We start from the raw sequence: 25,917 nt of genomic DNA, 5'->3' as shown, positions 1-25,917 counted from the left end.
GCGTACCCGCCTGCCCACGGGGCCACGGTGCGATGTATGCAGCATCGCAGGCTCTGTGGCGCAGGGCGTAGGCTGTCACGCGGCGCGGGTAGTATGCTGTCGAGTTCAGGACGAGCGGTTCGCTCGGCCGAACCGTGCGGTTTCTCGTTGAATCCCCTGCAACAAGGTACCTCCCATGCCCACGCTTTTCGATCCGATCACCGTCGGTGCGATATCCCTCGCCAATCGCATCGTGATGGCCCCGCTCACGCGCAACCGCTCGCCCAGCGCGGTGCCGCGAGACATCACTGCCACTTACTACGCGCAGCGCGCCAGCGCCGGCCTGCTCATCACCGAGGCTACTGCGATCAGCCACCAGGGCCAGGGTTATGCCGATGTGCCCGGTCTCTATTCGCCGGAGCAGGTGGCCGGCTGGGCCAAAGTGACCAAGGCGGTGCACGAGGCCGGCGGCAAGATCGTCACCCAGCTCTGGCACGTCGGGCGGATCTCGCACACGGCGCTGCAGCCCAACGGCGGCGCGCCCGTCGCGCCCTCGCCGATCCGCGCCAACGCCAAGACCTTCCTCGTCAAGGAGGATGGCAGCGGTGAGTTCGCCGAGGTGTCCGAGCCGCGTGCCCTCGCCCTGGACGAGATCGCCGGCGTCGTGGGCGACTACCGGCGTGCAGCCCGCGCCGCGCTCGAGGCGGGCTTCGACGGCGTGGAGATCCATGCGGCGAACGGCTATCTGATCGACCAGTTCCTGCGTTCCGGCAGCAACCATCGCACGGATGCCTATGGCGGCAGCATCGAGAACCGGACGCGCCTGCTGGTGGAAGTGGTGCGCGCGATCACCGACGAGATCGGCGGCGAGCGCACCGGCATCCGCATCTCGCCGGTCACCCCGGCGAACGACGCCAGCGACCCCGATCCGCAGCCGCTGTTCGAGCATGTGGCGCGCCGCCTGGCCGAGTTCGGGCTGGCCTACGTGCACGTCATCGAAGGCGCCACCGGCGGCGCCCGTGACTATCGCCAGGGCGAGGAGCCCTTCGACTACGCCGCCTTGCGTGCCGCCTATGCCGCCGCCGGCGGAGAGGGCGCCTGGATGGTCAACAACGGCTACGACGGCAAGACCGCGGCCGCGGCCGTCGAGAGCGGCCATGCGGACCTGGTCGCCTTCGGCAAGCCCTTCATCTCGAATCCCGACCTGGTCGCGCGGCTCAAGCAGGGCGCCGACCTGAATCCCTTCGACAAGTCGACGTTCTACGGCGGCGGCGAGAAGGGCTACATCGACTATCCCGCGCTGGCGGGTTGACGCGCCGGCCGCGCTCGCCAGCGCGGCCGGCGTCCCACGGACGTCTCGCTGTCCGCCATGAAAGTCACTTTCGCGCGCACGCGACCGGAAGATCGGGATGCGTTCTGGGCGCTCTACCAGGACGCCTACAAGGCGTTGATCCTCGAACAGTTCGGCGGCTGGGACGATGCCGAGCAGTACGCGGCCTTCCTGCGCAAATGGCAGCAGCAAGGCTATGTGAGGATCCTGGCCGATGGCGAGATGGCCGGCGGGCTGTGGCTGCGCTTTCTGCCCACCCACCATGAAATCGCCGACATCCAGCTATACGCCGGCATGCGCAACCGCGGCATAGGCAGCGCCATCATCCGGCGCGAGATCGAGCGGGCTCAGGCGCAGGGCAAGCCCTTGCGCCTGAGCGTGCTGTTCAAGAACCGGGCTTGCCGCCTGTATCGGCGATTGGGGTTCCGCGTCGTGGGGCAAAGCGCATACCAGCACCACCTGGAGGTCTGAGCAGCGGCTTGCGCCGCCGCTGCGCCAGCGCAGGTTCAGCGCGCTGCCATCGCGACCTTGCCGGCGCCGCCGGCAGGCCTGGGTACGCCCACGAAATCGAAATCCACCTCGGGCATGCGGCCGTCGATGATCTCGGCGACGGCGCGGCCCGAACCGCAGCCATGGGTCCAGCCCAGCGTGCCGTGGCCGGTGTTCAGGTAGAGACCCTGTACCTTGGACGCGCCGATGTAGGGCACATTGCCCGGCGTGGCGGGGCGCAGGCCGGCCCAGTACTGGGCGAGTTCGGGGCGGCTCATGCCGGGGAAAAGCTCCAGGGTGCGCCGGGTGATCGCCTCGCAGCGCACCCGGTTGAGTTCCAGCGAATACCCGTTGAGCTCGGCCGTGCCGGCGATGCGCAGGCGGTCGCCGAAGCGCGAGAACACCAGCTTGTACTCGTCGTCGGTCAGGCTGACCATGGGCGCCCGGCTGGGGTCGAGCACGGGCAGCGTGGCCGAATAGCCCTTGGCCGGGTAGATGTCGAGCTGGATGCCGACCTGGCGCGCGAGCATCGGGCTGAAGCTGCCCAGCGCCAGCACGTAGGCGTCGGCCTTGATCTCCTCGTAGCCGCCGGTTTCGTTGGCGATCTCCACGCTTTGCATGCGGCCGCCGTCGGCGCGCAGGGCCTGGATGCGCACGCCGTAGCGGAAGGTCACGCCGCGCTGGGCGCAGCGCTCGGCCAGGCCGGTGGTGAACTTGTGCACGTCGCCCGATTCGTCGGCGCTGGTGTAGGTCGCGCCCGCCAGTTGGGGCGCGATGTGCGCCAGCGCCGGCTCCAGGCGCACCACCTCGTCGCGGTCGATCACCTGGCGCTCGCAGCCCATCTCGCGCATCACGCGGGCAGGCTCGATGGCGGCATCGAACTCCTTCTGGCTGGTGTAGAAGTGCAGGATGCCGCGCGTCAGGTGGTCGTAGTCGATGCCTGTCTCGGCGCGCACTTCCTGCAGGCTGGCGCGGCTGTACGTGCCGAGGTTGAGGATCTGGATCATGTTGTGCCGCGAGCGCGACGCCGGGCATTCCATCAGGAACTTCAGGCCCCAGCGCCATTGCTGCAGGTCGGCGCGCAGGCGAAACAGCAGCGGCGCGTCTTCCTTGCCCAGCCAGCGCAAAAGCTTCAGCGGGGCCGCGGGGTTGGCCCAGGGCTCGGCGTGGCTCACCGAAATCTGCCCGCCGTTGCCGTAGCTGGTCTCGCGGGCCGCGCCGGCGTTGCGCTCGAGCACGGTGACTTCATGGCCCGCCTTGGCGAGATACCACGCGGTGGTGACGCCGGTGATGCCGGCGCCCAGGACGACGATTTTCTTGCCCGATCCGCCGGGCCGCCCCGGGGATCCGGGCGCCTCGCCGACGGACGGCGAACCGGGTGTGCTTGGGGAGTGTTCCATACTGGCTCCAGGACATGAAAAAGGGGCAGCCGACCTTGCATGTGTCGGCTGCCCCCACTGTCCTTTTGCCTGAGAGATTCGTCGCGGGCCACCCGGCCCTGCGCTTGCCCCTTCGGCGGCCGCATACCCTGTTCGGGCCCGGCGCTCTCCAGTTTGTGTTCGTGATTACCAGTACTTGGACCTGAGCGTTTTGAGGGGTACGCCTTCGGTAGGAGCGTGGCTCCTTCTCCTGGTAGCGTGCAGCTTAGCACGGCGCGCCCCTCTGCGAACAGGGCTCACGAGGCCGGCGGCTGTGCTGCCTGCCGCTGCCCCTGGCCGAACAGCCGCTCCAGGCGGTGCGCGACCTGCAAGACCTGCCAGTCGTGACCGGGTGCGCCGACGATCTGCACGCTGAGCGCTGCGCCATCGGCTGTCCGTCCCCAGGGCAGCGCGATGGCGGGCATGCCGCTCAAGCTGAACGGTAGGGTGAGGTTGGACACGGCGGTGTGCAATGGGTAGCGGACGCCTTCGATCTGCATGTCGGCGGCGCCGACCCGCGGGGCCGGTACCCGCATGACGGGGCAGAGCAGTACGTCGGCGTCGTCCAGGCACGCCAGCATGCGATCGACGAGCTGCCGCCGCAGGCGCTGCGCCTTGACGTACCAGTGCCCGGGCAGGAAGTCGGCCATTTCGAGCCGCACGCGGACGTCCTCGCCGAGGCGGTCGGCCGCGTCGAGCAGCCGTGCCTCGAGCGCTGCCGCGGCCTCACTGGAGATGGTCGCGAACTGGATAGCGGGGGCGAGTTCGATGCCGGGTACGTCCATCTCGGCGACCCGGGCGCCGTCGGCGGCGAAGGTGTCGGCCGCCGCCGCGACTGCTGCGCGTACCGACGGTTCCAGCGGCGCGCTGAAGAAGCCCTTCAGCACGCCGACGCGCACTCCGCGCAGCGGCGCGTCGGACAGGCCCGTGAAGACCGGCTCGCCGATGAGGGCTGCGAAGGCGCGGGCGCAGTCCATGACGGTGCGCCCGATCGGGCCGATGTGGTCCAGGCTGACCGACACGTCGATCGTGCCCGTGCGCGGGACCGCGTCATAGCTGGGCTTGAAACCGACCACCCCGCAGCAGGCGGCCGGAATGCGCACTGAGCCGCCGGTGTCGGTGGCCAGCGCGATGTCCACGATCCCTGCCGCCACGGCCGCGGCGGAGCCCCCGCTGGAGCCGCCCGGGATACGTTCCGGAGTCAGCGGGTTGACGACGCGGCCGAACACCGGATTGGCACTGCTGGCACCGAACGCGAGCTCGTGCAGGTTGGCCAGGCCGATCACCACGGCCCCTTGCCGCTTCATCGCGGCGACCGCCGCGGCGTCGTCAGGAAAGGGCGCGGGATCGCTCGAGGCGCTGCCGCCGGTGCGCGGCATGCCCGCCACGCCGATCAGGTCCTTCACGGCGAAGGGGACGTTGTGCAGATAGCCGGGCCCGGGCGGCGCCAGCCGCTCGGGCAGGAACGCGAACGCGTGCAGGTCCGCGTGGCGGCGAGCCCGCTGCAGTGCGTCCTCGGGCGTGAGCGGGGGTGGTGGCGGCGCGTCGCCATCGGCCGGCGCCGGCAGGACCGCCACCGGCCGGGCCACGTAGGCCGCCGCCTGCGGTGTTGGCGTTTCGCGCAGCACGGCGATCTCGTCCGCGTTCATGCGCAGGCGTTCGACCCAGCGTGGCGCGCGTTCGATGGCCCTGCGGCCGAGCCAGGCGGCGTACCCCGCGAGCGAGGCGGTCAGATCGGTGTCGTCGGGCATGGCGGTAATGTCAATCGAGCGTGATTCCGGCGTCGGCGATGACCTGGCGCCAGCGCGGGATGTCGGCGGCCAGGCGCTCGGCCAGCGCCTGCGGTTCGCCGCCGCGCACCACGCCGCCTTCCTGCGTCTCCAGGAACGCGCGGACCTCGGGCTGGCGAAGGACGTCGTTGAGCCCCGTGTTCAACCGCTCGATGGCCGGCTGCGGCGTGCCCTTCGGCGCGAAGATGCCGTACCAGGTGCCGACGTCGAAGCCCGGCAGGTTCGCGGCCTCGGCCACGGTCGGCACGTCGGGCAAGGCGGCGCTGCGCTCGGCGCCGGTGACGGCGAGCGCGCGCAGCTTGCCGCTCTGGATCATGGGCACGGCCAGCGAGATCGAGGAGACCATCAGCGTGACGCGGCCGGCGACGACGTCGGTGAGCGCCGGCGCCGAGCCCTTGTAGCTGATGTGGTGCATCTTGATGTCGGCCGCCTGGGCGAACAGTTCGCCCGCGAGGTGCGGCGTGGTGCCCACGCCAGCGGAGCCGAAGGTGAGCAGCAGCGGGTCGGCGCGGCCGGCTTGCACCACGTCGGCCAGCGTTTGATAGGGCTGCTCGGTCGCGGTGACGAGCAGCAGCGGAATGTCGGCGACGTGGGCGACCGCCTGGAAGTCGGCCTGGGCGTCGTAGGTCACGCTCTTGATGAGCAGCGGCGCCACCGCCAGGTTGTCGGCCTGGCCGATCACGATGTTGTTGCCGTCGGCGGGCAGCCTGGCGGCAGCCTCGATGCCGATCACGCCGCTCGCGCCGGCCCGGTTCTCGATGACGACCGGAACGCCCAGCGTGTCGCCCAGATGGTTGCCGAGCAGGCGTGCGACGGCATCGGTGCCGCCGCCTGGAGGAAAGGGCACCACCAGCCGGATCGGCTGGTTGGCCGGGGCGGCGTGAACGGCCGGCAGCGGCGCAAGCAGGCTACCGAGCGCCAGGGCCGCCAACAGGCGGCGGCGAGCAATGATCGTGGGTTTCAAACCAGGGTCCCCTTGTTTTGTATGGATGCCATGCCGCGGTGCCAGGCAGCGCGTCCTCTGGCGGGCAGCCGATTGTAGGCGCGTTGCCGCCCGGCGGCATTCACGCGAGCGAGTCCAGCCCGTTCTGCACCTGTTCCGCGGCACGCAGCACGGCGCGGGCCTTGTGCTCGGTCTCCTGCCATTCCTTCTCGGGGTCCGAGTCGGCGACGATGCCGGCCGCGGCCTGCGCGAACAGCGTGCCGTTCTTGACGACGCCGGTGCGGATGGCGATGGCCAGGTCCATCTCGCCGCCGTAGCTGAGGTAGCCGGCGGCGCCGCCGTAGATGCCGCGGCGCACGGGTTCGAGTTCGTCGATGATCTCCATCGCGCGCACCTTGGGCGCGCCCGTGAGCGTGCCGGCGGGGAAGGTGGCGCGCAGCACGTCCATGGCGTCCATGCCGCGCTGGAGCAGGCCGGCGACGTTGGACACCAGGTGCATGACGTGGGAGTAGCGCTCGATCACCATGGTGTCGGTGACTTCCACCGTGCCGATCTCGGCGATGCGGCCGACGTCGTTGCGGGCCAGGTCGATCAGCATGACGTGCTCGGCGATCTCCTTGGGGTCGGCCTGCAGCTCGGCGGCCAGGGCGGCGTCCTCCTCGGGCGTGGCGCCGCGCGGGCGCGTGCCGGCGAGGGGACGGATGGTGATGCGCTTGCGTTCCTCGCCCTGATGCTGGACCGACTCCTGGCGCACGAGGATCTCGGGCGACGAGCCGACGACGTGGAAGTCGCCGAAGTTCCAGAAGTACATATAGGGCGAGGGGTTGAGCGAGCGCAGGGCGCGGTACAGGGAGAGCGGCGAGTCGCGAAAAGGCTTGGCGATGGCCTGGCCGACCTGCACCTGCATGAGATCGCCCGCAGCGATGTACTCCTTGGCGCGCAGCACGGCGTCGAGGTAGTCGGCCTTCTTGAAGTCGCGCCGGGCGTCGGTCTGCAGGCTGGCCTGGCTGTAGGGCAGTTCGACCGGCTTGCGCAGGCGCTCGCGCAGCTCCGCCAACCGCGCGCGCGCACGGCTGTAGGCTTCGCGGTCGGCCGGATCGGCATAGACGACGAGGTACAGCCGGCCGGCGAGGTTGTCGACGATGGCCAGTTCGTCGGTCTGCATGAGAAAGATGTCGGGCACGCCTTCGCCCATGCCGGCCGGTTCGGGCTTGGTGCAGGGGCCCAGGCGCGGCTCGATGTGGCGCACGGTGTCGTAGCCGAAATAGCCGGCGAGCCCGCCCACGAAGCGCGGCATGCCCGGTCGCAGCGCAACCTTGAAACGGCGGTGGAAGGCCGAGATGAAGGCGAGCGGATCGCCCTCGTGCGTCTCGACGATTTCATCGTCGCGCAGCACCTCGGTGTGCTTGCCGCGCGAGCGGATCACGGTGCGCGCGGGCAGGCCGATGAACGAGTAGCGCCCGAAGCGCTCGCCGTTGACCACCGATTCCATCAGGCTGGTGTAGCGCCCTGCATGTCCGCCGGCGTGAGCGAGTTTCAGATAGATGGCGAGGGGCGTGTCCAGGTCGGCGTAGGTTTCTGCGACCAGGGGTATGCGGTTGTATCCCTGAGCGGCGAGTGCCTTGAATTCGAGTTCGGTCATGCTGAGGCTCCGTGGCGTCGGGTTCACCCGGGTACTGTCCAGGCACGCGACGCGCCGCACCTGGAAGCAGGTACGGGTGGAGGATTCAGTAGGACTACTGCGATGGCCGCGGCGCAGCGTTGCGCGCGGCCGGGAGAATCACTGCCACCCGGCCGACCAGCGCCACCACCGCCAGATGCTCGATGCACCGGCGACGGCAAGACCGCGCTGAGGAGTGACAGCAGACATTGAAAGGGTGCTGAAAGAGACGATGTGTCCCGGCACTATACCATTGCGGGCTGTGCGCGGCAGATCGCGGTCGCGCTTTTGCTACAGTCGGGCGCTTGCGCGCGGGCGGCGATCCGGGCACCCTACGCACGCCGCGCGCGAGGCTCCCGGGTTCCTGGTGCCCGGATTTCCCTTGCCGGCATTCTGGAGTCTTCTTCTTGATCGACCAACTCATGGCCCAGGCGGCCACTTTCATCGAGGCCAACCAGACCTGGGCCGGCCCGCTGCTCGCCTTGCTCGCCTTCGGCGAGTCGCTGGTGTTCATCGGCTTTCTGATCCCGGCGACCGCCATGCTGCTGCTGGCGGGCACGCTGGTCGGCAATGGCGCACTGCCGGTCGTTTCGACCATTCTCTGGCTGGTGGCCGGCGCCATTCTGGGCGATGCGATCTCGTATTGGCTGGGCCGCTGGTGCGGCCCGGCGCTGCTGCAGCGCCGCCCGCTGTGCAACCATCGGCGCAGCGTCGCGCGGGCGCGGCTCTTCTTCATGCGCTATGGCTTCATGTCGATCTTTCTCGGCCGCTTCCTCGGGCCCGTGCGGTCCACGATCCCGCTGGTCGCCGGCATGATGCGCATGCGCGAGCGCTCGTTCCAGATCGCCAATGCCTCCTCGGCGGTGATCTGGGTGCTGGCGCTGCTCGCGCCCGGCTACCTGGTCGCCAAGGGCTCGGCGGCGGCCGGCCTCGCGGCCGGCGAGCAGATGGCGGCGATGATCACGGTGATCATCGTGCTGTCGGTGGCGGGTGTGTGGCTGGGCGGGCGGATGCTGAGCTCGGCGCGGCGCAGGCGGGGGCGGTGAACGCAAGAGGCGAGTGGTCGGATGCGTTCAATGAGCCTGGCGACGCCCCCGCCCCGCACATCTCATTGTGCGGAGATGCCCGCCTCCTGGATGAGCTTGCCCCAGACGGTGCGCTCATCCTTGAGCAGCGCGCCCATTTCCTGCGGTGTGCTGGCCTGCGGGATGGCGCCGATCTGAGTGATGCGCGCGTGCACGGCGGGCGAGGCCACGGACTCCCGGACCGCCGCGCTCATGCGCTCGACGATGTCTTGCGGTGTCTTGGCCGGAGCCACCACCATGTACCAGGTGTTCACCTCGATGTCGTAGCCGCTTTCCTTCAGCGTGGGCACGTCCGGCAACTGCTCTATACGTTCGGCAGACGTGACGGCGAGCGCCTTGAGGCTGCCGGTCCTGACGTGCTCGACCACGGCGACGGGGCTTGCGATCACCATGTCCACGTGGCCGGCGATAGCGTCGGTAATGGCAGGTGCATTCCCCTTGTAGGGGATGGCATTCAACTGCGCGTGGGCGCGCCGCTTGAGCAACTCTCCCGCCAGGTGCCCGGTCGACCCGATGCCGGAGGTGCCGAACGACAGTTCCTGCTTGCCGGCAAGCGCCAGCATGTCTTGCGGGCCGGCCGCCGGCAGCTTGGCGTTGCCTGCAATGAGAATGGCTTCGCGCGCTACTGTGCTGACAGGGACGATGTCCTTGCTGGGGCTATAGCTGAGGTTGGGATACAGGAATTCCGCGTTCACTTGGTCGCCGGAGACCCCCAGCATGAAGGTGTAGCCATCCGGTTTCGCCCTTGCCAGTTGGGCCGAGCCGATGGTGCCTCCGGCGCCGGGCTTGTTTTCGACCACCACAGTGGTGTTCAACCGCCGCGAGAGGTCCTCGCCCAGGATGCGGGCAATGGTGTCGGAGCTGCCGCCGGGTGCCCAGGGCACGAGCAGCACGATCGGACGCGAGGGCCAGGTGTCGGCCGACGCGATGGGGGTGGAGCCCAGAGCAGCAAGGCCTATACAGGCAGAAGCGAAAAGCTTGTACATCATGGTTCCTGTTCCCGAGATGGTTGGAGGATGGATGTCTCCCGTCCCGCGTCGTTGCCAAAGCGGTCTGTCCGAAAAAATCTAACGTCGTGCCGTCGAACCCGCAAAAGCTTTGTCCGAACTTTTCGGCGAGCGAAAAGTTGATGGCCGCCGCTCGTGCCTGGGCTGGGCGGTGGCAGTGCCCGCGCTGGACAGCTTGTGCAGGTTGCGGCCGATGGCGGCGGCGGTATGTTGCAGGGGCCGCAGGTAGCGCTCGGCGGCTTGGGCGGGTGTCAGGCTCGAACTGATCCAGGTCAGCCCGATGGCCGCGGCCACCTGGCCGTGCTCGAAGACGGGCACGGCGATGGTGGAGGAGACTGGTCGCACGACGGGATCGCGCAGCGCGTAGCCGCGTGCGCGGACGTCGTCGAGACAGCGATGCAGTGCCTGCCTGGATGCGATGGCTTGCGCAGTCAGTCCGGCGAGATTGAGGACGCACTCGCGCTCATCGGGCAGGCAGTGGGCGAGGTAGGCGCGCCCGAGAGCACGGGTGGCGACATCGAGGCGCATGCCCACGGACGACTGCAACAGGGCCAGCGGCGACTGCGGGATGGTGCTGTAGCGCACGACCATGGCGTCTTGCTCGAAATCGGCGATCGCTGCCGGCCAGCGCACCGCGGCCGTGAGCTTGTCCAGCGGCCCGCTGGCCGCCTGCACCAGCCTCGGCGCACCGTGATAGCCGCTCGCGAGCGTGACCGCCTGCGCCCCCAGCATGTAGGTGCCGTACTGCGGTGCGTGTTGCACGATGTCGCGGGCTTGCAGGGTGCGCAGCAGCCTGACGATGCTGGGCTTGGGGATGCCCGTATCCAGGTGCAGCTCGTGCACGGTCGAGCTCACACGCCGATTCATGGACTGCAGGACGTCGATGACGCGCAACGCAAGGGTCAGCGGGGCTTCGGCCATGATGCGCTCAGGCGCCGAAGGCGGCGACGATGCGCGCACACGCGCGCTCCAGTTCCTCGATGCTCGTGGCGATCGAGATACGAAACCAGCCCGGCGCGCCGAATCCGTCGCCGGCGATGACGGCGACGCCGTGATCGAGCAGGAACTCATCGACCGCCTTGCCCCCGGTGCGAGCCGCGTCCAGCATGCGCACGAACACGTAGAACGCGCCCTTGGGCTCGAGCGCCTCGAGGGCTGGGCAGTTGGCCAGGCGATTCAGCACGAGGTCGCGCCGGGCGCGATATTCGGCGGCGCGCTCGCGCAGCAGCCCGGGATCGCTGCCCAGTGCGGCCAGGGCCGCCGCCTGCCCGATGGCGCTGGCGCCGCCGGTGACGTGGGACTGCAGCTTGGCCATGGCCGCAATGAGCGGGCGCGGCCCGCCGGCGTAGCCGATGCGCCAGCCGGTCATGCCGTAAGCCTTGGATACGCCGTTGACGACCAGCGTGCGGGTGCGCATGGCCTCGCTGACGCTGCCGAACGAGGTGAACGGCCGATCGTCGTAGCGGATGTGTTCGTAGATCTCGTCCGAGAGCACGAAGACGTCCGGGCGGGCTTCGAGCACCTGCGCGAGCGCTTCGTATTGCGCGCGCGTGGCGACGGCGCCGGTCGGATTGTTGGGGTAGTTCAGCATGACCCAGCGGGTGCGCGGCGTAAGGGCCGATGCCAATTCTTCGGCGGTGGGAACGAAGCCGTTCTCGGCTCGCGTGGCGACGATGACCGGCGTGGCGCCGCACAGCCGCGCGATGGTGGGATACGAAACCCAGTACGGCGCGAAGACCACGACCTCGTCATCGGGGTTCAGCGTTGCGGTGAGCGCATCGTAGATCACCTGCTTGGCGCCGGTCGCGACGAACACCTCGCCGTCCGGATCGTAGGCCATGCCGTTCTCGCTGACGAACTTCCCGGCGATCGCGCAGCGCAGCGCCGCGGTGCCGGGCACCGGCGTGTAGCGCGTGGCGCCCTGTCTCGCGGCAGCGAACGCCGCCTCGATGACGGCCGGGGGCGTCGGGAAGTCGGGCTCACCGATGGTCACGGAGACGATGTCATGCCCCTGGGCAATGAGGTCGCGCGCACGCTGGGCGGTGGCGATGCTTTGCGACGAGGAGACGGCGGCGAGCAGGCGGGATTGCAGGTTCATGTCAGTCTTGTCGAGGGGTTTTTGCAAAGATATCACATAAAAATGAACATACGTTCGTTATTTGAATGCTACGCTTGACTCTTGCATGTTCATATCCAAATGGATGCCTAATTTCGTCCAAATATCGTGGATTTTTAGTCATTTGTTCGTCCGGTCAAAGCGGATTTCGTCTTGTGCGTTCGATAAACAGACCATAGAATATGCTCGCGATTGCCAATTTATCGAACATACGTGCGAAAAACGAGGTTTTCATGAGCAAGTTTTCTTTGGGTGTGGATATCGGGGGCACGTTCACCGATATCGTCCTTCTCGACATGGCCAGTGGCGCGCACCATAGCCACAAGGAGCTGACGACGCCGGAGCAGCCCGAGGTGGGCGTGCTGCGCGGCGTGAAGACTCTGCTGGTGCGCTGTGGCGTGGCGGCCGGCAGCATCGTGCGCGTCGTGCACGCCACGACCCTCTTCACGAACGCCTTGATCGAGCGCCGAGGCGCGCGCACGGGGCTCATCACGACGCAGGGTTTTCGCGATGTGCTGGAGATCGGCCGGGAGCGGCGCTACGACCTCTACGACAACTTCCTCGAACTGATCCAGCCGCTGGTGCCGCGCGATCTGCGCGTCGAGGTCGCCGAACGCATGGGGCCGGACGGCAGCGTGGTGCAGGCTCTGGACGAACCCGGTGTGCTCGCCTGCGCCCGCGAGCTGGCCGCGCAGGGCGTGGCGTCCATCGCGGTGGCCTTTCTGCACGCCTACAAGAACCCCGCGCACGAGGCGGCGGCGGTGGCCCTGATCGAGCGCGAGCTGCCAGGCATGTCGGTGTCCTCCTCCGCGGAGGTGGCGGCCGAGATCCGCGAGTACGAGCGATTCTCGACCACGGTGGCGAATGCCTACGTGAAGCCGCTCGCCGATCGCTACATCTCGTCGCTGGAGGCCAGCCTGCGCGAGCACGGCATCGTCGCGCCGCTGTTCCTGATGCAGTCCAACGGGGGGTTGGTCCATACCAAGGAGGCCAAGCGCATCCCGGTGCAACTGCTCGAGTCCGGCCCCGCCGCGGGTGCCCTGGTGGCGGCGCATTTCGGTCGGGAGATCGACGAGGCGCGCGTGCTGGCATTCGACATGGGCGGCACCACCGCCAAGCTCAGCGTGGTGGACGACGGCGAGCCGCTGGTGGCGTATACCTTCGAGGCGGCCCGCCAGAAGCGCTTTCGCAGCGGCAGCGGGCTGCCGATCAACATCTCGACGATCGAACTGATCGAGATCGGCGCGGGCGGCGGCAGCATCGCCCACGTCGACGAACTGGAGCTGTTGAAGGTGGGCCCGCGTAGCGCGGGCTCGGAGCCGGGGCCCGCCTGCTACGAGAAGGGCGGCACCCAGCCGACCGTGACCGACGCCAACCTGCTGCTCGGCTATCTCAATCCGGAGACCTTCGCCGGCGGCACCATGAAGATCAGCACCGGCGCGGCCGAAGGCGCGCTGACGCCCTTGGCCGAGGCGCTGGAGATCGACCGCGAAGCCTGCGCCGCCGGCGTGACCAACATCGTCAACGAGAACATGGCGGCCGCCGCGCGCGTGCACATCGCCGAGCGCGGCGGCGATGCGCGCCGCTACTCGCTGCTCGTGACCGGGGGCGGCGGGCCGCTGCATGGCTACAGTGTGGCGCGCAAGCTGCGCCTGCGCCGCATGCTGTGCCCGCCGTCGGCCGGCGTTGCGTCTGCCCTGGGCCTGCTCATCGCACCGCCCAAGGTCACGCGGGTCAAGACCATCGCGCGTCGCCTGAGCCAGCTCGACATGGCGCAACTGCAGGCGGCTTATGAAGAGATCGAGGCGTCGGCCCGCGCCACCATGGCCGAGAGCGGCGTCGACACGACCGGCGCGACCAGCCGGCGCTATGCCGACATGCGATTCATCGGACAGGGGTTCGAGCTGGTGACCGAGCTGCCCGTCGGAGACTACGCAGACGATTTTCGCACCCAGGTGCTCGAGACGTTCGCGCAAGCCTATCGCAAGGTGTTTTCCGTCACCCCGCCCGTCGACGACGTGGAGATCGTCAACGTACGCGTGGCCGTGAGCGGCCGGGCCGAGTCCGCCTTCGGCTCGCGGGCGGAGGGCGGCGCCCGGGCCGGCACACGCATCAGGCAGGAGCGCCGGGCGTACTGCCCGGACCGTGATGCCTACGTGGGCATGCCGGTCCTGCAGCGCGCGGACCTCGAAGTCGGCAAGCGCCTGGCCGGCCCGGCGATCGTGGAAGAACCTGCCTCCACGCTCATCGTGGGCAGCGACGGCCATCTCGAACTGCTGCCCAACGGCGTCATCTCCATCGAACTGAACCGCTGAGAACTCCCATGAAACTCGATCCCGTCACCCTGGAAATCCTGTGGCAACGCCTGGTCTCGGCGGCCGATGAGGCCGGCGCCGCCCTGCTGCGCTCGTCCTTCTCGACCATCGTGCGCGAATCCTTCGATTTCGCATGCATCATCACCGACACGCGCGGGCGCTCTATCGCCCAGGCCTCCGAGAGCATTCCCTCGTTCATCGGCACGCTGCCGCGCACGGTCAAGCATTTCCTCGCCCATTTCCCGCTCGATACCCTGCGCGAGGGCGATGTGCTGGTCACGAACGACCCCTGGATGGGCACGGGCCACTTGCCCGACCTGTCGCTGTGCAAGCCGATCTTCCTCGAGGGTCGGGTGATCGGCCTCGTCGCGACCACGGCGCACGCGCCCGACATGGGCGGCAAGACCGGCTCGGCCGACGTGCGCGACATCTTCGAAGAGGGGTTGCAGGTCCCGATGATGAAGCTGATCGACGCCGGCACGGTCAACGACACCCTGGTGGCCATGCTGCGCGCCAACACCCGCGTGCCCGACCAGGTCGTCGGCGATGTCTTCGCGCAGATCGCCGGCCTGCAACTGCTCGAGAACAGCGCCATCGAGATTGCCCGGGAGAACGACTTCGAGACGCTGGACGTGCTGGCCGACGAGATCATCGGTCGCACGGAGAAGGCGATGCGCGAAGCTATCGCGCGCTTTCCGGACGGGCACTACGCCTACGAGGTGCGCGCCGACGGCCTGCGCGACCCGCTGACGCTGAAAGTGGCGATCGATATCGTGGGCGACACGGTCAAGGTCGACTATGCCGGCTCCTCGGACCAGGTCGATCGCGGCATCAACGTGGCGCTGTGCTATACGGCCTCCCAGACAGCCTATGCGCTCAAGTGCCTGCTCTCGCCGGACCTGCCGAACAACGAAGGCGCGCTGCTGCCCATCGAGGTGACCGCGCCCGAGGGCTCGATCCTCAACCACACCTATCCGGCGTCCGGGCAGAGCCGCACGCTGGTGGGGCACTTCCTGCCCTTTCTCATCTTCGGGGCGTTTGCCGAGGTCGCCCCCAAGCTCATCATGTCCGGCGCCGGTTCGCCGCTCTGGAGCATGCAGGTGACCGGCCAGAACGACGCCGGCGGTACGTTCGTGAACAAGATCTTCTTCAATGGCGGCGCCGGTGCCGTGCACAATCGGGACGGCTATGCCACGCTGAGCTGGCCCAGCAACGTGTCGAACGTGCCGATCGAGATGACGGAGCAGCAATCGCCGCTGCGCTATGTCTACAAGCGCTTGCGCGCAGGCTCGGGCGGCGCCGGCCGCTACCGCGGCGGCCTGGGCCAGGAGGTCATGCTGCGGCATGCGGGCGAGCGTCCGGTCGTGATCGGTTTTCACGCCGAGCGCACCAGGACGCCCGCCCCGGGCGTCTGCGGGGGTGGCGCCGGTGCCACGGGCCAATTGAGCATCAACGGCCGTGAGCTCTCGCCAGCCGAGCAGAAGCAGCAGCACCGCATCGTTCCGGGCGACGAGATAACCCTCGCCACCCCGGGCGGCGGCGGCTTTGGCGAGCCGGCCCAACGCGACGATGCGCTTTCGGCCCGCGATCGATACATGGAATACTGCTGAGCAAGTCTGCCCGCAGGCGTCGCAGCGCTTGCGCCACTCACGTATCATCATCGAGCGCCCGGCATGGCGAAGGCCTGCCGGGCGCTGCGCACCTTGGCAGCGCCGGTGCCGGTTTCCGGCGCGCTTCATTCTCTACACTGTATGACGACCGAACAGAAAACCCCTGCCCGCAAGACGGTGCGCCGACCGCGCTCGCAGGCCCAGCGCGAGCGCGTGCTGGCGCGCGCTTCCGAGACCGGCGACGCCGTCGGCGTACAGGCCTTTGAGCGCGGTCTGGAGGTGATACGCGCGTTCACGAACGAGCAGCGCCCGTTGACCATGTCCGAGGTCGCCGAGATCACCCAGCAGTCGCGTGCCGCCACCCGTCGCCTGCTCGGAACGCTGGTCAAGCTGAAGTACGCCTCGACGGACGGCCACACCTACCGCCTGACCCCGGCCGTGCTGGAGCTGGGTTATGCCTACCTGTCCTCGAACCAGTTCTGGGACCGCGTCCAGCCCTATATGCAGGAGGTCGTGACCGAGCTGAACGAGAGCTCTTCGGTGGGCGTGCTCGACCTGCCGCACGTCGTCTATGTGGCGCGCGTGGCCGCTCGCCGCATCGTTCAGCACCTCTCGGTGAGCGTGGGTACCCGGCTGCCCGCGGCCGTGTCGGCCATGGGCAGGCTGCTGCTCGCCTACCAGCCGCGCAGCGTCGTTGCCCAGTATCTCAAGGAAAATCCGTTGCAGCGGCATACCCCGCACACCATCGTCGATGACGACGCGTTCTTCGAGGCGCTTGATGTGGCGCGCGGGCAGGGCTGGATCATGGTGAACGAGGAGTTCGAGATCGGCCTGCGCTCGATCGCCGTGCCCTTGCGCGATCGCCAGGGCAACGTCGTCGCGGCGATGAATGTCGGCGCGCCGTCGTCGCGTGTGTCCGCCGAACAGATGCTTGCGGAGTTCCTGCCGGTCATCCGCGAGGCGGCGAACAAGGCCAACCACGCCTTGTCGTTGGGCTGAGAGCGGCGTCAGCCCACGTAGGGATAGTCCTGCGCGTTGCGCACCATGCCGGGCCGGGCGCAGAAGTCGGCGCGCGGCGGGGCGAAGATGTCGAGCAGCCAGGATTCGCCCTCGCTCACGTTGCGGCTGGTGTGGATGACCTTGGGTGGAATCACCAGCAACGACGGGCTGCCGATGGACATGTGCACATCCTCGCGCCATTGCGACATGTCCTTGGTCCAGGGGTAGCGCAGATGGTGCACCCAGTCGCCGCGCAGCGCCATCGAGCCCTGCTCGAAGTCTTCGTGCTGGTGCGGGCTGAGCGCGCGCGTGTTGCGCGGCGCCTGGCGCGGCAGCATGATGTTGAGCATCAGGTTGCGGCTGCGGAAGACGCACATATTGCCGTCTGTCGGCCGGTGCTCGGCCACCCGATAAGTGCGCAGCGCGAAGCCGCCGGCCGGCTCGGGCAGGTCGGCCAGCGGCGCCACGCCGGGCGCGCCGGCCTCGTAGTGCGCGGCGTTCGCCGCCAGCGCGAGCAGGTCGGTGGCGCGATTCGAGAAAAGCAGTACCAGCGTTCCCTCGGCTTCGATGTCGATCCGGCTGGCGCCGGGCGGGACGATCGCGAGCGTCCCGGATTGCAGCGTGGCCGCCTCGGTGCCGGCGCGCACGCGCGCGAGCGCATCGACGCAGAACACCATGTACTCGTCGGGTTGTGCATCGCGCACCAGCATGGCGCCGGGGCGCGCCTGCATGTACATCACGACGAAGTTGGCGGCCCGGGTGATCCAGCAGCGGGCATGCGAGGTTTCCTGCTGGGGCGGCCCGGGCGAGAAATCGTGGACGGAGGCGTCAAGAGGGAGTGTCATGATGAAACGGGTCAACGGTGGGCGGGAACGAGGCTGCGCGCGCCTTGCAGCAGCAGCCCCTGGTCGGAACCCTGGATGAACCAAGTCACGCCCTGGCGGGCATAGGCTTCGCGCTCGTCCAGGCTGTTCACGAGCACGCCGACGCGCTTGCCGTGGGCAAGGCCGGCGCGGATGACGGTCTGCGTGGCGGCGAGGACTTCCGGCGCCTGGGCGCTTTCCAGTCCCATCGACAGCGCCAGGTCGGCGCGGCCCACGAACACGCCGTCCACGCCCGGCGTGGCGGCGATGTCGGCGCAGGCCTGGACCGCCTGCACGCTTTCGATCTGGCACATGACGAGCACGTCGTCGGCCGCGTCCAGGGTCGCGCGCATCCCCTGCGTGCCGTAGCCGGCGAACCGGGTCGATCCTGAGTAGCCGCGCGTGCCTCGGCGATAGCGACAGGCGCCGACCACCGCGGCGGCTTGCTCCGCGCTGTCGACGTGCGGGACCAGCACGCCCGCGGCGCCCGTATCGAGTACGCGCAGCAGCGTGGCGGGAAGCTGGTCCGGGACGCGCACGCACAGCGGCAACCCGACCGCGCGGCCGGCCAGCATCAGGAGATCGATCTGGTCGATGCCGATGGGAGCATGCTCGGCGTCGATCACGGCGAAGTCGAGCCCGCTCAGCCCGAGCAGCTCGATGACGTGGGGCGAAGCGATCTTGGCGAAAGTGCCGATCTCGACCGCATCGGTGGGGGGGGTAGGCGACATGGGCGATCCGAAGGGATGGGCGCGCCCGGTGCGGTGGCCGGGCGCTGAATCCGGATCTTGGTGCGCAGCGTCAGCTCTCGCAAGCGCGAATGCGCAGCTTTCCGCTGAGCGGAAAGCTGCGCCTCTCAACGGCTCGAAGTTGCCGCATCCTTGCGCCCAGGCAAGCCTCAGCCTCGGCCAGGCCGCGCAGCGCGGCAAGCCGCCGCGAGCACGTAGGCACGTTCCACAATGGCGCGTCTCGGCCCGGCCCGGCATGCTGGCATCGTGCCCATCCGATGCGCCGCCATGCCGCCCAAGCCCCAACCGCGAATTCGATACGAAGCCGACGACCGCCCCCACCATCCGCACGACGGTACCTACCGCCAGATCTTCGGCCACCAGCACATGATGGCTGAACTCATCCGCGGCTTCTTTCCCTCGCCGCTGCTCGAAGGCTGGGAACTGGATTCGCTCGAGCGCAAGGACACGCACTGGGTGGGCCACGACAGGCGGCATCGCAGCGCCGACCTGCTCTGGCGCCTGCGGCGGCGGCACACGACGCCGCAGGAGACGCGGCAGAGCGGGCAGGTGTCGAGCCGGGCCCGAGCCACACGCCAGCGCAGCGCGCCGGAAAACGATACCGCCTGGGCGTATGTCTACGTGCTGCTCGAATTGCAGTCCCGCCCGGACGAACGCATGGCGCTGCGCATCCTGGAGTACGTCACCCTGCTTCTGCATTCGCTGATCGATGCCAGGGAGATCCCGGGCGCCGGGCCTTATCCGGCCATCCTGCCGGTGGTGCTCTACAACGGCCGCCGCCGCTGGCGGGGCAAGACTTCGCTGCGCCAGTGCCAGTCGCACTTGCCGCAGGCGCTGCTTCGCTTCAACCCGTCGATCGACTTCCTGCTGATCGATCTCAACACGCTGGATCCCGCGCACCTGCAGCGCCTGGCCAACGCCTGCGCGGTGTTCTTTCGCATGGAACTGCAGGACGATGCCCAGGCGCTGCCGGGCCTCGTTGCCCGGCTCGACGAGCTGCTGCCCGCCGAGCAGCACGCCACGCTGCGACGCGTGCTGGTGGACTGGATCCGCGAAGTCTTCCTACCCGCGCGCGGCGGTAGAATCGATGCCAGCCTGCAGCAGGCTCAAACCCTCTCGGAGGTGCACATCATGCTGGCCGAACGCGTCAAGGACTGGTTTGCCCAAGCCCGGCGGGAAGGGCGATACGAAGGCCGGGAAGAGGGCCGGGAAGAGGGCCGACTCGCCGGCCAGGCCGAACTGCTCGCGCAGCAGTTGCACACCCGTTTCGGCCCCGAGCTTCCTGCCTGGGTGCAGGCGCGCCTGGGCCAGGCCACCGATCAGGACCTGCTGCGCTGGGCGCGGGCCGTGCTCGATGCGGAGTCGCTGGAAGCCGTGTTCGGGCAGGAGCGCGAACCGCGCTGATGCCTCGTCCGGCGCGTGGTCCCTCGGGGCTCGGCGCCCATGGCGGTGTCCGCTACGCCGGAACAAATGCCGCGGCGTTCACCCGCCCAGTGCTGCGGCCACCGCATTTTCCCCGATCGCCAGGCCCACCGTCATGCCCACGCCCGAGTGCATGACGGCCACGGTGGTGCGCGGGTCGACCGGGATGACGGAGAACGGTGCGGGGCCGTGTGCGCCGTACACGCCCTGCCAGCGCTCGATCACGCGCAGGCGCGCGCCCAGGGTCTGGCTGGCGAGATCGAGCAGGGCATCGTCGATGGCCTCGCTGTTGAAGGGCGGCGCGTCCACGCCGTACCGGTGGGAGTCGCCGATGATGAGTTCGCCGTAGGGTGTGGGGCTCACCAGCAGGTGGATGCCGTTGTCCATCAGGAAGGGGTGGCGCGCTTGGAAGTGCTGGCGCAGGGCAACGGCGCTGGGCAGGTCGGCGAAGGCGCCGTAGTGCACGCACGACAGGCCGGTGAGCAGCGGACGATCCAGCGCGAAGGCATGGCTCTCGAAGGCGACGCGCAGCATCTGCAGGCGCGAGAGTTCCAGTTCCAGCGGTGCGAAGACTTCCGGCATCAGGGTGAGATAGTCGTGCCCGGGGCAGACGAACACGTGGCGGGCGCCGAAGTCGCCGGCGGTGGTCCGGACTTCGCCTTCGCGGGTCTGGCGGGCCAGGGTGGCGGTGATGAAGGCAACGCCTAGGGATTCGGCCAGATAGCGGGTGATCGCGGGCAGGGCCTCGCGCGAGTAGATCTGCAGGTCGTCCAGGCCGCGCAGGGCGGCGCAGTGATGCTCCAGCCGGCCGTCGAAGAGGCGCGCGGTCTCGCGCGCGCTCAGCAGGTCGGCGCGATAGCCTCCGGAGTCCAGCCGGCCGGCGGCGAACTCCTCCAGCACGTCCTGTTCGGCCACGCTGCGCGCGAGCACGAGGCTGCCGTTGGTGCGCACGTGGAAGTCGGCGCGCTGGGCCAGTTCGACCCATAGCTGGCGGGTCTGGCGGGCGTATCTGGCCATCTGGCCGGGCGCCTGGCCGGTGACCAGGACCTGCCCGAAGTTGCGGATGGTGGCGCCGTGCGCCTGGCGCGAGCGTTCGATGACCGCGACGGACTGGCCGCGGCGCGCGGCGGCGTAGGCGTGGGCGATGCCGAGGATGCCCGCGCCCACGACGATGACGTCGAAATTCTTCATGGTGCTCTGTGGTCGCGCCGGTACGGTACCGACGCTGATGCGGTTCCAGGATTCGGGGAGCGCATGCAATTACTTCTTCGGTTCGGACTTGCCGTCGTAGCGCTGGGTCCACTCGGCGATGATGCGCTCGCGATTGCTGGCGGCCCAGACGAAGTCGTTCTTGATCAGGCGTTGCGACAGGTCGGCCGGCAGGTGCGGGTTGGCGGTGGCGACTTCGGGGATGGCCAGTACGGCGAAATTGGCCTTGTAGAGTTCGTTGGCCTCGCGGCTGGCGGAGAAGTCGGCGAGCTTTTGGGCGGCGTCCAAATTCTTGGTGCCTTTGACGATGGCGGCGGCCTCGACTTCCCAGCCCAGCCCTTCGCTAGGGAAGACGGCGACGATCGGCGCGCCGTCGGCCGTCAGCTTGGCCGCCCGGTAGTCGAACGAGATGCCGATCGGGAATTCGCCCGCGGCCGCCATGTTGCAGGGCTTGGAGCCGGAGTGCGTGTACGAGCCGATGTTCCTGTGCAGGGCGTCCATGTAGGCCCAGCCCTTTTCTTCGCCGAACAGTTGCAGCCAGGCGCTGACGTCCAGAAAGCCGGTGCCCGAGGAGGCGGGATTGGGCATCACGATCTTGCCGGCGTACTCGGGGCGGGTCAGGTCCTGCCAGGAGGTCGGCATCGGCAGCTTCTGCTTCTCGGCTTCGATGGTGTTGACGCAGATGGCGCTTGCGAAGGCGTCCATGCCGACCCAGGTCGGTTCGGCGGCGCTGTCGCGCATGTTGTCGGCGATCTGCGCCAGGCCCTTGGGGGCATAGGGCTGCAGCATGTCTTCCTTGGCCATCAGGCCGAGCGAGGTGCCGGCCAGGCCCCAGATGGCGTCGGCCTTGGGGTTGTTCTTCTCGGCCAGGAGCTTGGCGGTGATGATGCCGGTGGAGTCGCGCACCCACTGGATCTTGATGTCGGGGTGCTGCTTCTCGAAGGCGGCCTGGTAGGCCTTGATCTGGTCGGCCTCCAGCGCGGTGTAGACGGTCAGGATGGTGTCGGCCGACGCGCTGCCGGCAAAGGCGGCGGCAAGGGCGCTCAGTACGAAGGGAAGGGGGCGGAGCATCGGGGTCTCGGATTCAGGAGGGGTGGGGGTACGGGATGGGGGTGCTTGCGCTTGCGCCCGTGGTCAAGGGCGTTCGCCGCGCGTCAGGCGCAGGGCGATTTCGTCGAGTACGGCGGGCAGGTCGGCCACGGTGTCGATCAGAAAGTGCGGGCGGCCCCGCTCGAGTTCGGTGCGGGCGCGCTGCCGGTGGGTTTCGCGTTCGGCGGGGTCGAGCGCTTCATAGGCGGCGAGATCCAGCCCCGCGGCGTTGCCCGACAGCATCAGGCCGATGCTCCACATGCCGGCGCGGCGTCCCTCTGCGACGCCGGGCACGGTGTCGTCCACCTTGACGCAGCCGGCGACATCCTGGATGCCCAGGCGCACCGCGGCGGCGAGCGCCATGCCGGGCGCAGGACGCGCGCGGGGCACTTCGTCGCTGGCGATCACGCAGTCCGGCGCGATGCCTTCGCCGGCGGCGCGATGCTCGACCAGCGACATCACGGCGCGCGGATAGCCGGAGCACGAGCCGATGGCCAGACCGCGGTCGCGTGCCGTCTCGAGCGTGCGGGCCGCGCCCGGGATGGCCGCCGAGTACTCGGCGACCTTCTCGCGCTGCATCGGCAGGAAGCGCTCGTAGATGGCGGTCACGTCCTCGTCCGTGGGCGTGCGGCCGAAGGCGGCACGGTACTGCGCGGCCACGGCGGGGTCGTCGCACAGGGTGCGGATGTGGTCCCACTTGCCCATGCCCATCGGGCCGCGGGCCTGTTCCAGGCTGACCGCGAGACCGAACTCGGCGAAGGCGTCCACGAAGACGCGGGTGGGGGCGAAGGAGCCGAAGTCGACCAGGGTGCCGGCCCAGTCGAAGACGATGGCTTCCAGGCGGGGGGTGTAGGCGTGTGTCGTCATGTCGGTATGGAATGAAGGCAAGTCGGTCAGGCCCTCGCGTAGCGCCAGGCCTGGGTGCGCGCGACGAGCGCGCGGCTGGCCAGGTGCAGCAGCAGCGAGGCGAGGGCGGAGGTGGCCATGATGACCGTGCACATGGCGGCTGCAGGACCGATGAAGCCCGCGTCGTCCATGTTGAGCACCGCCACGGCGGCCAGTACGGTCTGCGGGCTGTACAGGAAGACCACGGCCGAGACGGTCGTCATGGCCGAGACGAAGAGATAGCGCGCGGTGTCCAGCGCGGCCGGCAGGCACATCGGCAGGGTGACGCGCGTGAAGGTCACGATGCCCGGTACCTTGAGCGATGCGGACGCCGCCTCGAACTCCGGGTCCAGGGTCTTCAGCGCGGTAACGGCCGTGAGGTGGGCACTGGTGTAGAAGTGCACCACCGTGCACAGCACCAGCAGCGTCATCGTGCCGTACAGCCCGTTGAGCGGGTTGAAGGGGTTGTTGAAGAAGAAGATGTAGCCCAGCCCGAGCACCATGCCGGGCACGGCCATCGGCGTGAGCGCGAGCATGCGCAGCAGCCCGCGCACCATCTGCCCCAGGCCGCGCGCCGGCACGCGCTCGGTCATCCAGGCGCCGAGGAACACGGCGAGCGTGCCGATCGCAGCCGTCAGCGCGGCGAGCCGCACACTGTTGCGCCAGGCCAGCCAGCCGCCGCCGTCCATGTTGTCGAAATCGTAGGAGCGCATCGACAGCGACAGGTTGTACGGCCAGAACTGGACGAAGGAAGCCCAGACCGCCACACCGACCAGGGTGAGCAACAAGCCGCCCACCACGGCGAGCAGGAACAGGAAGGCCGTGTCGCGCCCGCGGTTCGGCCCCGGCGCATAGGGCTGGGCCTTGCCGCTCAGGGTGCTGCCCTGGCGCTTGCGCAGGTGGGCGTCGAGCACGAAGGTGAACACCGCCGGCGCGAGCAGGAAGAGCCCGATCGCCGCACCCTTGGTGAAGTCCTGCTGGCCGACCACGGCCTTGTAGGCTTCCATCGCGAGCACGTTGTAGTCGCCGCCGACCACCTTGGGTACGCCGAAGTCCGTCACCGTCAAGGTGAAGACCAGGCAGCAGGCCGAGAACAGCGCGTAGCGCGTGCCCGGCAGCGTGACGGTGAGGAAGGTGCGCAGCGTGCCCGCGCCCATGGCCCTGGCCGCGTCGTACAGACGCGCATCGGCCAGCATGAGGCCGGTGAGCAGGATCATCAGAGCATGCGGAAAGGTGTAGAAAGCTTCGCCCGCGACGATGCCCCAGAAGCCGTAGATGGTGATGTCGCCGAACCACGGCCGCAGCAGGCCCTGGTTGCCGAGCAGGTAGATGAGCGCGATACCGGGCAGCAGCGAGGGCGCAAGCAGCGGCAGCAGGGCGAGCAGGCGCCAGCAGCCCTTGGCCGGGACGCGGGTACGCGCCAGGCCGTAGGCGAAGGCATAGGCCGCGGGGATGACGATGGCCATGGTGGCGATACCGACCGCGGCGCTGCGCCAGAGCATGCCGGCGAAGTCGCCGCTGGACACGATGGCGAACAGCGCGCCCAGGCCGGCATGCTCGCCGCCGACCAGCGCCCGAGCGAGGATGGCGGCCAGGGGCAGGGCGAGGAAGACGACCAGCGCCAGCACGAAGCCGGCGCGGCCGAGCGCGGCAGCCAGCCGGCCGGCCCAGCCTGGCACCGCCCGGCGGGCCAGGCCCCGCTGCACGGCGGAGGATGGCACCGCGCCCGTGGCGGGCACGGCGGCGTCAAGCGTAGGCACGTAGGGCATGGCGGGGAAGCTCCACCCAGCAACGGCTGGCGCGAGCGCCCAGCAGGGCGTCGCCGGTTTCGGACGGCACGATGGCGTGCAACGGCAGACCGGGCAGGCCGTCCACCTGCAGGGTCAGGCGAAAGGCACGGCCGAGGAACATGCCGTCGATCACGTCGGCGAGCAGCGCGTTGTCGCTGCCCGCGGGCGCGCTCTGACCCACGCGCACCGCCTCGGGGCGCACGAAGAGGCGGCCGTTCGCGCGCCCGGGCGCCTGCGCGAGCGCCAGTGTCTGCCGGCCCACGCGCACGTGGCCGTCGTCCAGGCGCTCGTACGGCAGCCAGTTGGCCTCGCCCACGAAATCCGCGATGAAGGCCGTGCGCGGGTCGCGGTACAGCTCGCGCGGGGTGCCGTATTGCTCGATGACGCCGCCGTTCATGACCGCGATGCGATCGGCCATGGTCATGGCCTCTTCCTGGTCGTGCGTCACCATCAGCGTGGTGATGCCCAGCCGGCGCTGCAGCGCGCGCAATTCGCCGCGCAGGCGCTCGCGCACCCGGGCGTCGAGCGCCGACATGGGTTCGTCCAGCAGCAGCAGCGAGGGTGCGGGTGCGAGCGCCCGCGCGAGCGCCACGCGCTGTTGCTGGCCGCCCGAGAGCTGGCCCGGGTATTTGGCGGCGGCGCCGGCCAGGCCGACCAAATCGAGCATTTCCTCGACCCGCTCGGCCACGCGCCGGCGATCGGCGCGGCGGGTGCTCAGGCCGTAGGCGATGTTGCGCGCCACCGTCAGGTTGGGAAACAGCGCATACGACTGGAACAGAATGCCGTAGTCGCGCGCCTGCGGCGGAGCCTGCGAAATATCGCGCCCGCCGAGCAGGATGGCGCCGCTGTCCTGCAGCTCCAGGCCGGCGATGGCGCGCAGCAGCGTGGTCTTGCCGCAGCCCGAGGGGCCGAGCAGGCAGACCAGCTCGCCCGCCGGAATGTCGAGCGAGACATCGGCGAGCGCGGTATGGGCGCCGAAGCGCTTGACCAGCCGCTGGACCGAAAGAAAAGTGTCGCCTTGTCGGGGCATGGGACTGTTACACCGTCGTCATGAGAGTGACGGCAGTATGGTCGCGGCACGTTGAGGTCACGTGACAGCCAGGCCAAGCCCTGTAATGAATCCATCAAGAAACTTTGGTGTACTGCAGCCCTCCTTTTGTCATTCATGG

General features: G+C 68.9%; 21 protein-coding genes and 1 riboswitch. Of the genes, 7 read left to right on the top strand and 14 right to left on the bottom strand.

Translation table 11 applies throughout. The annotated features are described in order from the left end of the window. Positions 1-175: 175 nt before the first annotated feature. Complete coding sequence (locus tag FOZ76_RS16290; protein WP_143949311.1) at positions 176-1,291, top strand: alkene reductase; 1,116 nt, start codon at positions 176-178, stop codon at positions 1,289-1,291. 57 nt (positions 1,292-1,348) lie between these two features. Beyond that, positions 1,349-1,780 (top strand): GNAT family N-acetyltransferase, encoded by a 432-nt coding sequence (locus tag FOZ76_RS16285; RefSeq protein WP_143949310.1) that lies wholly within the window; start codon positions 1,349-1,351, stop codon positions 1,778-1,780. A gap of 35 nt (positions 1,781-1,815) precedes the next feature. Here the strand turns inward: FOZ76_RS16285 and FOZ76_RS16280 are convergent, their stop codons facing one another. The 4 genes from FOZ76_RS16280 to trpE all read right to left on the bottom strand — a co-directional run bounded on the left by FOZ76_RS16280 (position 1,816) and on the right by trpE (position 7,591). Then, positions 1,816-3,198, bottom strand: a complete 1,383-nt coding sequence (locus FOZ76_RS16280) for a D-amino acid dehydrogenase (protein ID WP_143949309.1) — start codon at positions 3,196-3,198, stop codon at positions 1,816-1,818. Between the two features lie 47 nt (positions 3,199-3,245). Continuing rightward, positions 3,246-3,360, bottom strand: a riboswitch (glycine riboswitch). A gap of 113 nt (positions 3,361-3,473) precedes the next feature. Continuing rightward, a complete protein-coding gene (locus FOZ76_RS16275) occupies positions 3,474-4,967 on the bottom strand; it encodes an amidase (RefSeq protein WP_143949308.1) in 1,494 nt (497 codons plus the stop codon). 10 nt (positions 4,968-4,977) lie between these two features. Next, positions 4,978-5,970 carry a Bug family tripartite tricarboxylate transporter substrate binding protein gene (locus FOZ76_RS16270; RefSeq protein WP_143949307.1) on the bottom strand — a complete coding sequence of 331 codons (993 nt, stop codon included), beginning with the start codon at positions 5,968-5,970 and terminating at the stop codon, positions 4,978-4,980. Between the two features lie 100 nt (positions 5,971-6,070). Continuing rightward, positions 6,071-7,591, bottom strand: coding sequence for an anthranilate synthase component I (trpE, locus tag FOZ76_RS16265; protein WP_143949306.1), 1,521 nt, complete (start codon positions 7,589-7,591; stop codon positions 6,071-6,073). A 428-nt stretch (positions 7,592-8,019) separates the two neighbouring features. Between trpE and FOZ76_RS16260 the strand changes: the two genes are divergently transcribed. Continuing rightward, positions 8,020-8,655, top strand: coding sequence for a DedA family protein (locus tag FOZ76_RS16260; RefSeq protein WP_170235505.1), 636 nt, complete (start codon positions 8,020-8,022; stop codon positions 8,653-8,655). Positions 8,656-8,717: 62 nt separating this feature from the next. On the opposite strand, the gene FOZ76_RS16255 is transcribed toward FOZ76_RS16260, so the two are convergent. The 3 genes from FOZ76_RS16255 to FOZ76_RS16245 all read right to left on the bottom strand — a co-directional run bounded on the left by FOZ76_RS16255 (position 8,718) and on the right by FOZ76_RS16245 (position 11,799). Continuing rightward, positions 8,718-9,683 carry a Bug family tripartite tricarboxylate transporter substrate binding protein gene (locus FOZ76_RS16255; protein ID WP_143949305.1) on the bottom strand — a complete coding sequence of 322 codons (966 nt, stop codon included), beginning with the start codon at positions 9,681-9,683 and terminating at the stop codon, positions 8,718-8,720. A gap of 78 nt (positions 9,684-9,761) precedes the next feature. Continuing rightward, positions 9,762-10,622: an IclR family transcriptional regulator domain-containing protein gene (locus FOZ76_RS16250; RefSeq protein ID WP_143949304.1), complete on the bottom strand. Its 861-nt coding sequence runs from the start codon at positions 10,620-10,622 to the stop codon at positions 9,762-9,764. A gap of 7 nt (positions 10,623-10,629) precedes the next feature. Then, entirely contained in the window at positions 10,630-11,799 is a 1,170-nt protein-coding gene (locus tag FOZ76_RS16245; protein ID WP_143949303.1) for a pyridoxal phosphate-dependent aminotransferase, read from the bottom strand. A gap of 251 nt (positions 11,800-12,050) precedes the next feature. On the opposite strand from FOZ76_RS16245, the gene FOZ76_RS16240 reads away from it, so the two are divergent. The 3 genes from FOZ76_RS16240 to FOZ76_RS16230 all read left to right on the top strand — a co-directional run bounded on the left by FOZ76_RS16240 (position 12,051) and on the right by FOZ76_RS16230 (position 16,741). Then, positions 12,051-14,132: a hydantoinase/oxoprolinase family protein gene (locus FOZ76_RS16240; RefSeq protein WP_143949302.1), complete on the top strand. Its 2,082-nt coding sequence runs from the start codon at positions 12,051-12,053 to the stop codon at positions 14,130-14,132. 8 nt (positions 14,133-14,140) lie between these two features. Next, complete coding sequence (locus tag FOZ76_RS16235; RefSeq protein WP_143949301.1) at positions 14,141-15,742, top strand: hydantoinase B/oxoprolinase family protein; 1,602 nt, start codon at positions 14,141-14,143, stop codon at positions 15,740-15,742. Positions 15,743-15,805: 63 nt separating this feature from the next. After that, positions 15,806-16,741, top strand: coding sequence for an IclR family transcriptional regulator domain-containing protein (locus FOZ76_RS16230; protein ID WP_143949300.1), 936 nt, complete (start codon positions 15,806-15,808; stop codon positions 16,739-16,741). Between the two features lie 8 nt (positions 16,742-16,749). Here the strand turns inward: FOZ76_RS16230 and FOZ76_RS16225 are convergent, their stop codons facing one another. After that, complete coding sequence (locus FOZ76_RS16225) at positions 16,750-17,586, bottom strand: cupin domain-containing protein (RefSeq protein WP_143949299.1); 837 nt, start codon at positions 17,584-17,586, stop codon at positions 16,750-16,752. Between the two features lie 11 nt (positions 17,587-17,597). Then, entirely contained in the window at positions 17,598-18,335 is a 738-nt protein-coding gene (locus FOZ76_RS16220) for an HpcH/HpaI aldolase family protein (protein ID WP_143949298.1), read from the bottom strand. Between the two features lie 285 nt (positions 18,336-18,620). On the opposite strand from FOZ76_RS16220, the gene FOZ76_RS16215 reads away from it, so the two are divergent. Continuing rightward, positions 18,621-19,757, top strand: a complete 1,137-nt coding sequence (locus FOZ76_RS16215; RefSeq protein WP_170235488.1) for an Rpn family recombination-promoting nuclease/putative transposase — start codon at positions 18,621-18,623, stop codon at positions 19,755-19,757. 78 nt (positions 19,758-19,835) lie between these two features. On the opposite strand, the gene FOZ76_RS16210 is transcribed toward FOZ76_RS16215, so the two are convergent. The 5 genes from FOZ76_RS16210 to FOZ76_RS16190 form a co-directional block, all read right to left on the bottom strand. Then, positions 19,836-20,966, bottom strand: coding sequence for a TIGR03364 family FAD-dependent oxidoreductase (locus FOZ76_RS16210; protein ID WP_143949296.1), 1,131 nt, complete (start codon positions 20,964-20,966; stop codon positions 19,836-19,838). 69 nt (positions 20,967-21,035) lie between these two features. Continuing rightward, on the bottom strand, positions 21,036-22,055 hold the full coding sequence (locus FOZ76_RS16205; protein ID WP_143949295.1) for a putative 2-aminoethylphosphonate ABC transporter substrate-binding protein: 1,020 nt from the start codon (positions 22,053-22,055) through the stop codon (positions 21,036-21,038). A gap of 63 nt (positions 22,056-22,118) precedes the next feature. Continuing rightward, positions 22,119-22,940 (bottom strand): phosphonoacetaldehyde hydrolase, encoded by an 822-nt coding sequence (gene phnX, locus FOZ76_RS16200; protein ID WP_143949294.1) that lies wholly within the window; start codon positions 22,938-22,940, stop codon positions 22,119-22,121. A gap of 26 nt (positions 22,941-22,966) precedes the next feature. Next, positions 22,967-24,727, bottom strand: coding sequence for a putative 2-aminoethylphosphonate ABC transporter permease subunit (locus FOZ76_RS16195; RefSeq protein WP_143949293.1), 1,761 nt, complete (start codon positions 24,725-24,727; stop codon positions 22,967-22,969). Then, positions 24,705-25,778, bottom strand: coding sequence for a putative 2-aminoethylphosphonate ABC transporter ATP-binding protein (locus tag FOZ76_RS16190; RefSeq protein ID WP_143949292.1), 1,074 nt, complete (start codon positions 25,776-25,778; stop codon positions 24,705-24,707). Before FOZ76_RS16190 ends, FOZ76_RS16195 begins: the two co-directional genes overlap by 23 nt. Positions 25,779-25,917: the final 139 nt, after the last annotated feature.

It is taken from the genome of Verticiella sediminum (assembly GCF_007558815.1).
In the GTDB taxonomy this organism is placed as follows: Bacteria; Pseudomonadota; Gammaproteobacteria; order Burkholderiales; family Burkholderiaceae_B; genus Verticiella; species Verticiella sediminum.
Note: the sequence above shows the minus strand (reverse complement) of the source record. Positions and strands in the feature narration are given on the sequence as shown.